The sequence below is a fragment of the Actinomyces respiraculi genome, from assembly GCF_014595995.2.
Classification (GTDB): Bacteria; Actinomycetota; Actinomycetes; order Actinomycetales; family Actinomycetaceae; genus Actinomyces; species Actinomyces respiraculi.
In genome coordinates this window covers 2743305-2757855 of record NZ_CP063989.1, presented here as the reverse complement: position 1 = coordinate 2757855, position 14551 = coordinate 2743305, and the positions used below count along the sequence as shown (strand labels likewise).

Below are 14551 nucleotides of genomic sequence, written 5' to 3'. Positions count from 1 at the left end.
CTCTGGCCTCAGCAGCCACCAAGGGGCGGGCCGTGGCACCATGCCCATATGGCACTGTCCAAGAAGCTCCTCAGCCGCGACGAGGTCGTCGTCCGCCACATGCACACCCACATCAAGGTCCTGCTGTGGCGCATCCTTCTCCAGATCCTCCTGCTCGCCGCCGCCATCGTCGGCTCCGTCCTCGCCCCGGACAGCTGGCAGCCCTGGGGGTGGATCGTCATCTGGACGATTGTCGTCGTCGTCGCGATTCCGCTGTTCATCGCCCCGTGGCTGCGCTGGTCGACGACCACCTACACCGTCACCTCCAAGCGCGTCATCACCCGCTCGGGCATCATCAACAAGGTCGGTCACGACCTGCCGCTCTCGCGCATCAGCGACGTCCAGCAGGAGCGCACCCTCACCGACCGCATCTTCGGCGCCGGGACCCTGCGCCTGCAGACCAGCTCCGACGACCCGCTGATCCTCGCCGACGTGCCCCAGGCGGAGATCGTCCAGGTCGAGATCTCCAACCTCCTCTTCCACGACATCCAGGGCGCCATCGACGCCGACCCCACCGACTGACAGGCCCGCACACCCCGATGACCTCGCATCCCGCCCCCACCGTTACCCCCGAGCAGGCCACCACCCTGCGCAAGGACCTCGAGGCCACCGGCTGGGGCGTCGACGCCGTCCACCACCTCATCGGCGACCTCGCTGACGCCGCCCTGCGCCGCGAGATCCGGCTGCCCGCCGTGCGCGCCATCGCCCGTGTTCTCGACGAGGATCGCGCCGTCGGCGCCACCCCCACCCCCACGGCCGTCCTCACCGCCCTGTTCATGCTCGGCCAGAGCGTCACCACCGCCGAGCTCGACACCGCCCTGCGCCGCACCCGCACCCGCGGCGCCCTCGAGATCGGTCTGGTTGAGCCCGCCCCCGCCGGCGGTGACGGCTCACCGCGCGTGCGCGCCCGGTGCGACTTGCGCCCCCACGAGGCCTCCGGCCTGTCCGACGGCGACCCTGACGTGCGCTGGTGGGTCGCCTCCGACCTCGGTGAGCTCGAGACCGGCCGCGCCCTGGCCAGCGACCACGTCCTGGGCATCGGCGGCGCGGGCCTGACCCTGGCCTCCCTCACCCCGCGCACCCGGGTGGGCACCGCCCTCGACCTCGGCTGCGGCTGCGGCATCCAGACCCTCTACCTGCTGTGCCACGCCGAGCGCGTCGTCGCCACCGACATCTCCGAGCGGGCCCTGGCCTACACGGCTTTTAACACTGCTCTCGCCGGTATCGGACCCGATCGCCTCGAGCTGCGCCAGGGCTCCCTCCTTGAGCCTGTCGCCGGGCGTCGCTTCGACCTCATCGTGTCCAACCCGCCCTTCGTCCTGACCCCGCCCGCCGTGCGTGAGGCAGGCCTGCCGCTCATGGAGTACCGCGATGCAGGCCGTCCCGTCCTGCCCGAGCTCGTCCCCGCCCTGGGCGAGCACCTCGAGGTCGGTGCCAGCGCCGTCATGCTCGGCAACTGGGAGCACCACGAGTGGCAGGACTGGCGCGAGCACGTGAGCACCTGGCTGCCCTCGGGCACCGACGCCTGGGTCATCGAGCGCGAGACGCAGGACCCCGTCGAGTACGCCACCATGTGGCTGCGCGACGGCGGCACCACCCCCGAGCGGGACCCCGCCGGCTTCGACGCCGCCCTGGCCGCCTGGATCGACGACTTCGCCGAGCGCAGCGTCGAGGCCGTCGGCTTCGGCTACCTCATCCTGCACCGACCCGACCCCGACTCCGACGGCGTCGAGCGTGAGCCCTGGCGCGTCCTGGAGGAGGTCGGCACCCGGCCCGCCGGCCCCCTCGGGGCCCACCTGGCCCGCAGCGTCGTCGTGCGCTCCGGCCTGGCCGCCATGGATGACGACGACGTCGCCGACCTCCACCCCGTCGTCGCCGCCGACGTCACCGAGGAGCGCCACCTCACTCCGGGCCAGAGCGAACCCACCGTCATCCTCATCCGCCAGGGCGGCGGCTTCGGGCGGGCCGTGCAGGCCGGGACCGCGCTCGCGGCCCTGGTCTCCGTGGCCGACGGCGAGCTGAGCATCGCCCAGATCGCCTCCGCCGTGGCCGCCCTCACCGGGGGCGACGCCCAGGCCCTGCGGGCCGAGATGGTCGACGCCACCCGCGCACTGGCCGCAGACGGGTTCCTCGAGCTCTGAGTGGCGCGTGCCGCTCCGGGGTGACGAGGCTCCCGGCGGCGCGCGGCCGTCCGCCGTCGGCCACCCCCTACGATCAACAACGTGACAACCAGCGGCGTGACCCTTGAGCGACGAGGTGCCCGACGGCCCGAGCGCGTCCGGGCCGGGCTGCTGGCTGCCGCCTGCGCCGTGGGCGTCCTCCTGCTGTGGTATGCCCTCGTCTACACGCGCACCGGCCAGTTCATGGAGGACGCGGCCCTGACCGGCTCGCTCATCGGTGAGCGCTTTATTGACACCCACGCGCGGGCGCTGCTGTCCACCGTGTCCATGCCCGCCGCCGTCGCCCTCGTGCTCCTCATCCTCGTCCTGGGGCTCTGGCGCGGCAGTCGGCGCCGGGCCGTGTGGGCCGTCGTCACGGTGGTGGCCATCAACGCCTCCACCCAGCTGCTCAAGCACCATGTGCTCGCCCGCCCCGACTACGGCCTGTCCACGCGCTGGGACGGTGCCAACACGCTGCCCTCGGGGCACACCGCGGTGGCGGCCTCCGCGGCCGTGGCGCTCGTGCTCGTCGTCGGCCCCTCCCTCAGGGGGGTGGCGGCCTGGGGCGGGGCCCTGCTCACTGCCGCGATGGGCTACTCGACGCTCGTGTGCCAGTGGCACCGTCCGGCGGATGTCATCAGCGCCGTCCTGCTCGCCACCGCCTGGGGGGCGCTGGCCGTCGCCTGCGGCATCTGGCAGGACGGGTCCGACGACGCCTGGGCGGTGGGGCCGACGGCGCGGGGCCCGGGGGTTGTGTCGCTGGGCGTGCTCGGCGCCCTGGCCGGGACGGTCGGCCTTCTGCTTGAGGCGGCGACCTGGTGGGCGGTCGTGACCGGCAGTGAGGTTCCGGGGCGCGCCGACACCTTCATCGCCTATGCGGCCGGCTCTGTCGGCACGGTGGCTGTTTCCTGCTCCTGCCTGGCGCTGCTGGCCGGGCTCGCCCCTGTGCGCCCGCGCTGAGGGGCACCTGCCTTTTTCTCACGGCGGGTGGTGGTCCGCCCGGCACTGCTGTCCAGTCGAATATGTTCGATGTTGCTCTTATTCGTTTGACGTGCACGTGAGCCACGGAACATGCTGAATCGAAGCGCTTCGACGAGGCGCTTCGAACGCGGGAGCCACAAGGAGGTGCGCATGGCCACGATGCAGGACGTTGCCCGACGAGCCAACGTCGCCGTCTCCACTGTCTCCTACGCGCTGTCCGGCGCACGCCCCGTCGCCCGCGCCACCGCCGAGCGCATCCGCCGGGTCATGGAGGAGCTCGACTATCAGCCCAACGCCATGGCCCAGGGACTGGCGCGCCGCCGCGCCCACACCCTGGCCATGAGCTTTCCCGCCTTCGACACGGCCATGGGCGAGACCGTCTTCGAGATCGTGCGCGGCGCCCAGGCGGCCGCCGCCGAGCTCAGCTACCACCTCGCGGTCTGGCCCGTCAGCCGGGAGGGCGGCGGCGAGGAGCTCGCCCTGATCGTCCGCCAGGGCAAGGCTGACGGCGTCCTCCTCGTCGAGGTGGCCGTCGAAGACCCCCGTGTCGAGGCCCTGGAAAGGGCCAAGGTCCCCTTCGTCCTCGTCGGCCGCACCGCCGACCCGGAGCGTCACGCCTATGTCGACATCGACTTCGAGCAGGCGGTTGCCGACGCCGTCCACGCCCTGCACGACCTGGGCCACAAGCGCATCGCCTTCGTCGGCAGGCCGGAGTCCCAAGTGGCCTCCGGCTACGGCCCGGCCCTGCGCGCCCGGGCCGGCTACGTCCAGGCGATGCAGTCCCTCCGGCTGCGCCCCGCCACCGTCTCCTGCGACGCCAGCCCGGTCGCCGGCCGCCTGCTGGCCGCCCCGCTGTTGCAGCAGGAGCAGCGCCCCACCGCCGTCGTCGTCCTCAACGACATGGCCGTCATGGGGCTTGTCGCGGGCCTGGACGAGATGGGCCTGAGCGTCCCCGAGGACATCTCCGTCGTCGGCGCTGTCTCCTCCCGGACCCTCGGCGCCATGACGAACCCGCCTCTGAGCACCTCGCATGCCCCCGGGGAGCAGATGGGTGCCTACGCCGCACGCGCGCTCGTGCGGCTCCTCGACGACGAGATCAAGCCCGCCGACTGCCACCGGCTCGTCCAGTGCACCCCGGTACCCGGACGCTCCATCGGCCCCGTACCACCCACGTTCCCCGCATCATCTCAACGGAGAGGTTCACACCAATGAAGATCAACCGCCGGGCCTTCACCGGCCTCATGGGCACGACCCTCCTCGGCCTCGGCCTCGCCGCCTGTGGCTCGGGATCTGGCTCCTCCGAAGGCGGCGCCACCACCTTCGTCATCTGGGACTATGAGACGGAGACCTCCGCGCAAGCCATCGCCTGGAAGCGCGCGATCGAGATCTTCAAGGACAGGCACCCCGAGGTCGAGGTCAGGACAGTCGAGCAGACCTTCGAGCAACTGCAGAAAAACGCCAAGATCGTTCTCACCGGTGACGACGTCCCGGACGTCATGGAGTTCAACAAGGGCAACTCCACCTCCGGACAACTCGCCTCCCAGGGCCTCATCACCCCGCTCACCGACTACGCCGCCAAGTACGGCTGGGACTCCGCCCTGCCCGCCTCGCTCCAGACTACCGCCCGGTACACCGAAGCCGGTCTCATGGGCGCAGGCGACTGGTACGGCGTGCCCAACTACGGCGAGTACGTCTTCGTCTACTACAACAAAGACATGTTCGAGCAGGCGGGGCTCACGGTCCCCACCACGCTTGAGGAGCTCGAGAGCGTCTGCGACGCCTTCGTGGCCCAGGGCATCGTCCCCTTCGCGGAGGCCGGCTCCGAGTACCCGATGGGACAGTTGTGGTACCAGCTCGTCCTGACGCAGGCGGACCGCAACTTCGTCAACGCCTACCAACTCTTCCAAGGCGACGTCGACTGGAGGGCCGACCCGATCAAGGCCGGGACCGAACGGCTTGCCAGCTGGATCGGCAAGGGCTACGTCGCCGCTGACAGCGCGGGCCTGACGGCTGAGGACGCCGGTGCCTCCTTCGTCGCGGGCAGGCACCCGATGTTCGTCTCCGGCTCCTGGTGGTTCGCTCGGATGGTCGCCGACATCGCCGGCTTCGAGTGGGACCAGTTCCTCTTCCCGGGTACGGACCTCTACCCCGGCTCCTCGGGCAACCTGTGGGTCGTACCCGCCAACGCCAAGAACCCGGACCTGGCCGCGGAGTTCATCGACATCACCTTGTCCGAGGAGGTTCAGGCCGTCTTCGCCCAGCACGGTGGGCTGCCGGTCCTTGGCGATCCCACCACCATCGAGGACGACAAGACCCGTGTCATGACGGAGAACTTCCAGGAGATCCTCGACGGCGACGGTCTGGCCTTCTACCCCGACTGGCCCGTCGCCGGCTTCTACGACCAGATCGTCTCCGCCATGCAGTCCCTCATCAACGGCTCCAAGACGGGCGCCGAGGCGATGGCGGACCTTGCGGCCGCCTACGAGGAGGGCAAGGCGGAGATCGTCGACGTCTGAGTCCCGAGGGCGAGGGGGCGCCGCGTACGGCACGTCCTCGCCCTCAGACGGGGTCGGCCCCGAGCCGGGCCGTCACCGACCCTCCACCCGGCAGACCCTCGACGAGGAAGACGACGCATGCCCGCACCTACCCGTACACGACCGCAGGCGGCCGGACCCAGGACCCGCCGGTCCCGGCGGCGCTCCCTGCCGTACCTGCCCTACCTCATCCCCGGCGCCCTGGCCTTCACGGTCATCATCCTCTACCCGCTGGTGATGAACATCTGGTACTCGCTGCACAAGTGGAAGGGAGGCATGGCCCCGATGCGCTTCATCGGGCTGGGCAACTACTCCGAGCTGCTGGCCGATGAGAAGTTCTGGTCCTCCTTCCAGAACTCGATGTTCATGATCGTCGCGATGGTCCTCGTCCCGACACTCATTGGGCTGCTGCTCGCCGCCGTCCTCTTCGACTATGTCGGCAAGCACTTCAGCTCCTCCGTGGCGTCGACCCTGCGCGCCATGTACTACCTGCCGCAGATCCTGCCGGTCGCCGTGGCCGGCATCGTGTGGAACTGGATCCTCAACTCCCAGACTGGCGCACTGAACAGCATCTTGCGGGGTCTGGGTGTGGACGCGCCGCCGAACTGGCTGGGCTCGACCTCGCTCGCGCTGCCCTCGGTCATGCTCGTGCTCATCTGGATCCAGATCGGCTACCCAACCGTCATCTTCATGTCCGCGCTCCAGCGGGTGGACCCCGAGCTATACGAGGCCGCCGAGCTCGACGGTGCCGGCTGGTTCGCACGGTTCCGGGCCATCACGGTCCCCCAGATCAAGCCGGAGACCTTCGTCATCGTGCTCACCTGCACTATCGCGGCCCTCAAGGTCTTCGCCCCGGTCTACGTCCTCACCAGGGGCGGGCCCGAATCCTCCACCCTTGTGCCCAGCTATTACTCGTACCTCAACTTCTTCGACAAGTCGAAGGTCGGCTACGGGGCAGCGGTCTCCACCGTCCTCACGCTCGTCATCATCGTCATCGCCGGCGTCATCCAGGTCCTGCAGAACCGCAGCGCACGCCGTGAGGAGGAAGGACGCTGACATGAGCGCCACCACCGCATCCACCCGCCCCGGACGGCCGGGACGACATCGGGACCGTTTCCACCGCGGTGCCACCCGCTGGCTCATCCTCGCCGTCGTCGGTCTCGTCGCCGTCGTCATGGTGACACCCTTTGCGCTCATGGTGATGAACGCCTTCAAGTCGCCGTCGGACTACTCCTCCGGCTCACCGCTGGCCCTGCCGACCGAGATCTACACCGACGGCCTCGTCTACTTCTGGCACCGGGTCGACTTCCCAATCAAGCTGTGGAACTCCATCTGGACCAGCGCCCTCGTCGCCGTGCTGGGCACCTTCCTGTCGCTGTTCAACGCCTACGCCATCGGCGTGGGGCGGGTACGGGGACGCGCCTGGATCATCGCCGTGTTCATGATCGCGAACATGCTGCCCCAGGAGGGCCTCATCTACCCACTGTTCATGATGGCCCGCAGAGTCGGCCTCACCGACAACCCCTGGTCCATCGTCATCATCTTCACCGTCATCCAGTCCGCCTTCGGCACCTACCTGCTGTCCTCCGTCCTGGGCACCTTCCCCCGGGCATTGCTGGAAGCGGCCGAGCTCGACGGCGCCTCGCGATGGCAGATCCTGTGGAGGGTCGTCTATCCCGTCGTTCGGCCCACCATGAGCGTGCTCATGATCTTCTTCTTCATCTGGACGTGGAACGAGTTCTTCATCCCGCTAGTCATGCTGACCTCCGGCGACACCCAGACCGTCCCCATCGCACTGTCCAGCCTTCAGGGCGACCGCATGCTCGATGTTCCCACCCTCAACGCGGGAGCACTCGTCTCCCTCATCCCAACCTTCCTGTTCTTCCTGGTCTTCCAGCGCACCCTGACCCGCGGCGTCACCGCCGGTGCGGTCAAGTGAGCGGCGACACCCATCCACCTCAGAGGAACCATCGATGAAGTTCTCCAACGGCTACTGGCTCGACCGGAACGGCTACCAGGTGAACAAGGCCCGCGGGCTGCTCGACCTTGTCGTCGAGGACGGTTCCGTGCACGCCCACGCCCCCGTCCGGCCGGTCCTCACCCGCGGCGACACCCTCAACACGGCCCTGTTGAGAGCCACCTTCACCGCTGTCGCCGACGGTGTCATCAAGGTCGAGCTCGTCCACCACAAGGGCCGCCGCGAGCGTGGGCCGTCCTTCGAGATTGTCACCGACCCCGCATACAGGGGCGTCGTCGAACGCGACTGCGACGGGCTCGTCCTGCGCGCGGGCGAGCTTGCCGTCGCCCTGGCCGAGGGCGAGGACTGGACGGCGGCCTTCACCCATGCCGACCGCCCCCTGACCGCCTCCCTGCCGCGCGCCGTCGCCCATGTCACCGGCCTTGACGGGCGCACCTGGATGCGCGAGCAGCTGAGCCTGCGCCCGGGCGAGCGCGTCTATGGCCTGGGGGAACGTTTCGGCGCCCTTACCAAGAACGGTCAGAGCATCGACATCTGGAACGAGGACGGTGGCACCGCCTCCGAGCAGGCCTACAAGAACGTCCCCTTCTACCTCACGAGCGCTGGCTACGGCGTCTTCGTCGATCACCCGGGTGGCGTCTCATTCGAGGTCGGTTCCGAGGTCAACACCCGCACCCAGTTCTCCGTCGAGGGCGAGCGCCTGACCTACTACCTCATCGACGGCCCCACCCCCAAGGACGTCCTGCGCCGGTACACGGCCCTGACCGGCCGCCCGCCGATGGTGCCCACCTGGTCCTTCGGCCTGTGGCTGACCACCTCTTTTACCACGTCCTACGACGAGGAGACGGTCACGTCCTTCATCGACGGGATGGAGGAGCGGGATCTGCCCCTGAGCGTCTTCCACTTCGACTGCTTCTGGATGCGCGGCTTCCACTGGTGCGACTTCGTGTGGGACCCCGAGACCTTCCCGGACCCCGCCGGGATGATCGCGCGCCTCAAGGCCCGGGGCCTGAGGGTGTGCGTCTGGATCAACCCCTACATCGCCCAGCGCTCGCACCTCTTCGACGAGGGCGCCGAGCGCGGCTATCTCGTGCGCACCACCGACGGCGATGTCTGGCAGACGGACCTGTGGCAGGCGGGCATGGGCCTGGTTGACTTCACCAACCCGCAGGCCGTCGACTGGTACCGCGAGCAGCTGGCGGGCCTGCTCGACATCGGCGTTGACTGCTTCAAGACGGACTTCGGGGAGCGGGTGCCGGTGGCCGGCATCGCCTGGCACGACGGCTCCGACCCGGAGAAGATGCACAACTACTACGCGCACCTGTACAACCGGGCCGTCTTCGACCTGCTCACCCAGGAGTGCGGCGAGGGCGAGGCGGTCCTCTTCGCCCGATCCGCCACCGCCGGGGGCCAGCGGCTGCCCGTCCACTGGGGCGGCGATAACGAGTCCACCTTCGCCTCCATGGGGGAGACCCTGCGTGGCGGGCTGTCTCTCACGAGCTGCGGGTTCGGGTATTGGAGCCACGACATCGGGGGCTTCGAGGGGACCCCGGACCCAGACGTCTTCATGCGCTGGGTTGCCTTCGGGCTTCTGTCCTCCCATGCGCGGCTGCATGGCTCGGGCTCGGTGCGTGTGCCGTGGACCTTCGGAGAGGAGGCGGTGGACGTCACCCGCGCCTTCATCCGCCTGCGCTTGTCCCTCATGCCGTACCTGTATGCGGCCGCTGAGGAGGCGCATGCCACCGGCACGCCGATGATGCGCTCGATGTTCCTCGAGTTCCCCGAGGACCGGGGCTCCTGGGACGTCGACACCCAGTACATGCTCGGCCCCGACCTGCTCGTCGCCCCCGTCATGGACCCCGACGGCGAGGTGGATGTCTATCTGCCTCCGGGCACCTGGACCTCCTATTGGACCGGCCGGAGCGCCCAGGGTCCGTGCTGGGTGCGTGAGACCCATGGGGCCGACACACTGCCGCTGTACGTGCGCGAGGGCGCGGTCCTGCCCCTGGCCCAGGGCCTGAGCCGTCCCGAGGACGACTGGGTCCCCGGGGTCGTGCTGCGGGTTTACGAGCTGGCCGACGGCGAGGAGAGGGTTGTCACCGTCCCCGCACACGACGGGTTCGAGCCGGCCGTCTTCCGCCTCGTGCACGACGGCGGGACGCTGCGCGCGACGGCCTCGGGAGCCCGCGGGGCGTGGGCGCTTGAGAGCGGTGGGCGCCGTGCCGTGGGGCAGGGGGACACGAGCCTGGAGCTTGCGCTCGGCTGAGGTGGGTCGGCTCGTCTGTCCACGCGAGGTTGAGGGTTCAAGGAGTGATGTTGCGGTGCGATCCTCGGCCTCGAGCGGGATGGAGCGGGTGTGGTTCAGGTGTGGTTATGGTCTCATTCGCAATGAGCCGGCCGTGCGCACGCTGTGTCGTTTTTCGTGTCGTTCCGGTGATGCGGGGCGTCGAGGTGTTGGCGGCGGGTGGGGATCGTCTCAGTCATGTACGACATGTCACCCCGTTCGACGTGCGCGACGCGCCGTATCTGGGGCAATCTGTGGCAGATACCTCAACGACTGATAGAGACTGGACTGAGTGTGGAGACGCAGGTCGGCTACGAGCGCTTCTTCGATCCCGAAGACATCTTCTTCTCGACGACGGACAGGCGCGGCGTCATCACGAGGTCGAACCGTACTTTCGACATCCTCTCGCGCTACCACCGCGACCGCCTCATCGGCGCACCGCACAACATCATCCGGCACCTCGACATGCCGGCAGGCGTCTTCCGCCTCATGTGGGACGACCTTGAGGCTGGGCGCCCGGCATGCGCCTACGTGCGTAACCGGGCCGCCGACGGGCTGGACTACTGCGTCTTCGCCACGATCGTGCCCGTGAGTGACGGCTTCCTGTCCGTGCGGACCAAGCCCCTGGACACCGCCACCTTCGAGGCCGTCAACAACGTCTACCGCGGCGTGCGCGCCCGCGAGCGCGCGGAGGCCGCCCAGGGCGCCTCGCGACGCCGGGTCGGAGAGGTCGGCGCCGCCGCGCTGACCGCCGAGCTCAACGCCCTGGGCTTCGACTCACTGCACGCGATGACGCTCCAGCAGGTGCCCCGGGAGATCTCCGCCCTGGTGTCCGCCGGCGTGCGCGTGCCCCAGCCCATGGGCGTGGACGGGCCCGTCACCCGGATCCTCCAGGCCGCCGGTGACCTCGAGCGCGCGACCAACCTCCTCGTCTTCGAGCTGGAGGAGTACCTGCGGCTGCTGACCTCGATGTCGGGCACGAGGAGCGGTCTACTCGACGTCGCCGACCGTGCCGACTCCTTCGGCCGCGTCGTCAGCGGCCGCCGTCTCAACATCGCCGACCGTGCCGACGCCCTGGCCGCACAGATCATCGAGCTGTCGCAGACGGTCGCTCCCCGCCTGCGCGACTTACCCGCGAGCATGGACGCGCTGCGCGATGCCGTCCTGGAGCTGCGTTACTCCGTCGCTCTTATCCGGCTGCATACCCTCATGGTGGGGCGCTTCGCCCGCTCCGTGCTCGACGGCAGCGAGGAGTCCCCGGCGGACTCCATTGTCGCCCTGTGTGGGGCGCTGGAGGCCGGCTTCGCCCAGCTGGGCCCCGTGTGCCGCGAGGTGGAGGAGGGCGTGATCACGCTCGACGGCGAGATTAGCCAGATCACCCCGCTGCTGGACCGTATGGTCCGGCGTCTGAGCCGCTGGGTCGACCGCCGCGGCGGTCGCAACTCGGCCACCGCGGAGGCCGCCGACCTCGTCGACCACGGCAACCCGGAGGTCAGGGACCTGGCGGCACTGGCCGCCGAGTGCCGCGGGCTCCACCTGCCCTACCACGAGGACGCCGTCAATGAGCGGCTGGCAGTCCTGCGTGAGGCGGTCGGCCAGCTCTGAGCATCGGGCACGTCTGCCGGTCAGTGTTGGCCGGAAGACGGCCGGGAGGTGGCCGGGCCGGGGGATGCGTTACGCTCGCCCGCGAGACGACGTCCTGCCGTGACGTGCGCGTTGGGCCCCGTCGTAGCGAGGAAGGTTCCACGTGTCCAAGAAGCTCGTCATCGTCGAGTCGCCGAACAAGGTCCGCTCCATCGCGGGCTACCTGGGTTCCGACTTCGACGTCGAGGCCTCCGTCGGGCACATCCGCGACCTGGCCCAGCCCTCTGAGCTGCCCGCCGCGGAGAAGAAGGGCCCTTACGGCAAGTTCGCGGTCGACGTTGAGGACGGCTTCAAGCCGTACTACGTCATCAACCCGGACAAGAAGAAGACGGTCACCCAGCTGCGTAAGGCCCTTAAGGAGGCCGACGAGCTCTACCTTGCCACCGATGATGACCGTGAGGGCGAGGCCATCGCCTGGCACCTGCTCGAGGTCCTCAAGCCCAAGGTCCCCGTCAAGCGCATGACCTTCACGGAGATCACCCGGGAGGCGGTGGGCCGCGCCCTGGAGAACACCCGCGAGCTCGACACCGACCGCGTGGACGCCCAGGAGACGCGACGCATCCTTGACCGCCTCGTCGGCTACGAGGTCTCCCCGGTCCTGTGGCGCAAGGTGCGCGCGGGCCTGTCCGCCGGGCGCGTGCAGTCCGTCGCGACCCGTCTCGTCGTCGAGCGCGAGCGCGAGCGCATGGCCTTCACGGCCGCCGGCTACTGGGGGGTCGAGGCCGAGCTGGCCGTCGGCGGCGGCGTGGGGCAGGAGGCCCAGTCCTTCACCGCCCGCCTGGCCACGCTTGATGGGCGCCGCGTCGCCACCGGCCGTGACTTCGACGACGACGGCCGGCTGCGTTCCGCCGCCGTCAAGGCGGGCACGGTCCACCTGCACGAGGGTGGGGCGCGCGCCGTGGCCGACGCCGTGCTGCGCTCAACCCCGCAGGTCGCCGAGGTCGAGGAGAAGCCTTACAAGCGCCGCCCGGCGGCCCCCTTCACCACCTCCACCCTCCAACAGGAGGCCTCGCGCAAGCTGCGCATGAACCCGCGCGAGACGATGCGCGTGGCCCAGGGCCTGTACGAGAACGGCTTCATCACTTACATGCGTACCGACTCGACGGTCCTGTCCGGCCAGGCGGTCAGTGCCGCCCGCGCCCAGGTCGCCGAGCTCTACGGCCCTGAGTACGTGCCCGCCAAGCCGCGCCTGTACGCCACCCGGACCAAGGGCGCCCAGGAGGCGCACGAGGCGATCCGCCCAGCCGGGGACCACTTCCGCACCCCCGCACAGGTTGCGGGCGAGCTCTCCGGCTCCCAGTTCCGCCTCTACGAACTCATCTGGAAGAGGACGGTCGCCTCCCAGATGGCCGACGCCGTCGGCTCCACTGCCACGGTGCGCGTGCAGGTGCCGCTCATGAGCGCCGACGGCGGCGCGCGCGACGCGGGCCTGACCTTCCGTATGGCGGGCCTGACCGCCTCGGGCACGGTCATCACCTTCCGCGGCTTCCTGGCCGCCTACGAGGAGGGGCGCGACGCCGACCGCTACGACTCCGGCTCGGACAAGGACGTGCGTCTGCCCGCCATGAGAGTCGGGGACTCGCTGCGTGCGCTGGGCTCCGAGGCCGTCGGCCACGAGACGACGCCCCCGCCCCGCTACACGGAGGCCTCACTGGTCAAGGCTCTGGAGGAGCGGGAGATCGGACGCCCCTCCACCTACGCGGCGACGATGAGCGTCATCGCGGATCGCGGCTACGTCGACCACCGGGGCCAGGCCCTCGTGCCCACCTGGTTGGCCTTCGCTGTCACCCGCCTGCTCGAGGAGAACTTCGCCGAGCTCGTCGACTACGACTTCACCGCCTCCATGGAGCGGGACCTGGACCGGATCGCCGCCGGCGAGGAGGACCGGGTCGCCTGGCTGGACCGCTTCTACAACGGTGCCCGCGCCCAGGAGGGAGCCGACGGCGAGGCCGAGACGGGTGCGCGCAGCCTGAGTCAGATGCTCGCCAGCCTCGGCGAGATCGATGCCCGGGCGGTCAACTCCATCGACATCGGCGAGGGCATGACCCTGCGGGTGGGCCGCTACGGCCCCTACCTGGAGGACGCCGAGGGCAAGCGCGCCAACGTGCCAGCGGGCATCGCCCCGGATGAGCTCACCGTGGCCAAGGCCCGTGAGCTGTTCGAGCGGGCCGCCGACGACGGTCGCGAGCTCGGCATCGACCCCGTCACCGGGCACACGATCATCGCCAAGGACGGCCGCTACGGCCCCTACGTCACCGAGGTGCTGCCTGAGGAGACCGAGGCCGGGGCTGGGGTCCCCGCTGAGGATGGCGGGCCCCGCAAGCGGACCGCGAAGAAGGCCGCCAAGCCGCGCACGGCCTCCCTGTTCAAGAGCATGAGCCTGGCGACGGTGACGCTCGAGCAGGCCCTGGACCTGCTGAGCCTGCCGCGCGTCGTCGGCCAGGACGCCGAGGGCGTGGACATCACCGCGCAGAACGGCCGTTACGGCCCCTATCTCAAGAAGGGTACGGACTCACGCTCCCTGGAGACGGAGGAGCAGTTGTTCACCGTCACGCTCGAGCAGGCCAACGAGCTCTTCGCCCAGCCCAAGCGCCGCCGTGGTCAGGCGGCGGCGCGGGGCCCGCTGCGCGAGCTGGGCACGGATCCGGCCACCGGTCGGCCGGTCGTCATCAAGGACGGCCGTTTCGGCCCGTACTTCACCGACGGCGAGACGAACGTGACCCTGCGCCGTGGCGACGACCCGGCGACCGTGACCCCGGAGCGCGCCTACGAGCTGCTAGCGGACAAGCGCGCTAAGGGGCCGGCCAAGAAGCGCACGACGACGCGCAAGACGACGGCGAAGAAGAAGACGACCTCCGCGCGCTCGACGCGCTCGTCACGGGCCTGAGTCCGGCGGCGCGCCTGAGGACGGCCGGCCCTCCTGGGGCCCGCG

At 69.8% G+C, this 14551-nt stretch carries 10 protein-coding genes; all 10 read left to right on the top strand.

Annotated elements, in window-relative coordinates; genetic code table 11:
• Nucleotides 1–48: 48 nt before the first annotated feature.
• The 10 genes from ID810_RS11505 (at nt 49) to topA (ending at nt 14506) form a co-directional block, all read left to right on the top strand.
• Entirely contained in the window at nt 49–561 is a 513-nt protein-coding gene (locus ID810_RS11505) for a PH domain-containing protein (RefSeq protein WP_166858289.1), read from the top strand.
• Nucleotides 562–578: 17 nt separating this feature from the next.
• Complete coding sequence (locus tag ID810_RS11500; RefSeq protein ID WP_166858291.1) at nt 579–2180, top strand: DUF7059 domain-containing protein; 1602 nt, start codon at nt 579–581, stop codon at nt 2178–2180.
• Nucleotides 2181–2261: 81 nt separating this feature from the next.
• The gene (locus ID810_RS11495) at nt 2262–3158 is read left to right on the top strand and encodes a phosphatase PAP2 family protein (protein WP_243856706.1); all 897 of its coding nucleotides are present in this window, start codon (nt 2262–2264) and stop codon (nt 3156–3158) included.
• A gap of 171 nt (nt 3159–3329) precedes the next feature.
• Nucleotides 3330–4391 (top strand): LacI family DNA-binding transcriptional regulator, encoded by a 1062-nt coding sequence (locus ID810_RS11490; protein WP_166858293.1) that lies wholly within the window; start codon nt 3330–3332, stop codon nt 4389–4391.
• A complete protein-coding gene (locus ID810_RS11485; RefSeq protein WP_166858295.1) occupies nt 4388–5695 on the top strand; it encodes an ABC transporter substrate-binding protein in 1308 nt (435 codons plus the stop codon). The genes ID810_RS11490 and ID810_RS11485 overlap by 4 nt, the downstream gene beginning before the upstream one ends.
• A gap of 117 nt (nt 5696–5812) precedes the next feature.
• Nucleotides 5813–6769 carry a carbohydrate ABC transporter permease gene (locus tag ID810_RS11480; RefSeq protein ID WP_166858297.1) on the top strand — a complete coding sequence of 319 codons (957 nt, stop codon included), beginning with the start codon at nt 5813–5815 and terminating at the stop codon, nt 6767–6769.
• A 1-nt stretch (nt 6770) separates the two neighbouring features.
• Nucleotides 6771–7652, top strand: a complete 882-nt coding sequence (locus ID810_RS11475) for a carbohydrate ABC transporter permease (protein ID WP_166858298.1) — start codon at nt 6771–6773, stop codon at nt 7650–7652.
• A gap of 34 nt (nt 7653–7686) precedes the next feature.
• Nucleotides 7687–9957, top strand: a complete 2271-nt coding sequence (gene yicI, locus ID810_RS11470; protein ID WP_166858300.1) for an alpha-xylosidase — start codon at nt 7687–7689, stop codon at nt 9955–9957.
• A gap of 312 nt (nt 9958–10269) precedes the next feature.
• The gene (locus ID810_RS11465; protein ID WP_166858302.1) at nt 10270–11580 is read left to right on the top strand and encodes a diguanylate cyclase; all 1311 of its coding nucleotides are present in this window, start codon (nt 10270–10272) and stop codon (nt 11578–11580) included.
• A gap of 142 nt (nt 11581–11722) precedes the next feature.
• Nucleotides 11723–14506: a type I DNA topoisomerase gene (gene topA, locus ID810_RS11460; RefSeq protein ID WP_166858305.1), complete on the top strand. Its 2784-nt coding sequence runs from the start codon at nt 11723–11725 to the stop codon at nt 14504–14506.
• The last annotated feature ends 45 nt before the right edge of the window (nt 14507–14551 follow it).

Excerpts from the sequence above, each read along its gene's own strand:
- ID810_RS11485 (WP_166858295.1), top strand. The coding sequence starts at position 4,388 with ATGAAGATCAACCGCCGGGCCTTCACCGGCCTCATGGGCACGACCCTC.
- ID810_RS11475 (WP_166858298.1), top strand. The coding sequence starts at position 6,771 with ATGAGCGCCACCACCGCATCCACCCGCCCCGGACGGCCGGGACGACAT.
- ID810_RS11500 (WP_166858291.1), top strand. The coding sequence starts at position 579 with ATGACCTCGCATCCCGCCCCCACCGTTACCCCCGAGCAGGCCACCACC.
- ID810_RS11490 (WP_166858293.1), top strand. The coding sequence starts at position 3,330 with ATGGCCACGATGCAGGACGTTGCCCGACGAGCCAACGTCGCCGTCTCC.
- yicI (WP_166858300.1), top strand. The coding sequence starts at position 7,687 with ATGAAGTTCTCCAACGGCTACTGGCTCGACCGGAACGGCTACCAGGTG.
- ID810_RS11480 (WP_166858297.1), top strand. The coding sequence starts at position 5,813 with ATGCCCGCACCTACCCGTACACGACCGCAGGCGGCCGGACCCAGGACC.
- ID810_RS11505 (WP_166858289.1), top strand. The coding sequence starts at position 49 with ATGGCACTGTCCAAGAAGCTCCTCAGCCGCGACGAGGTCGTCGTCCGC.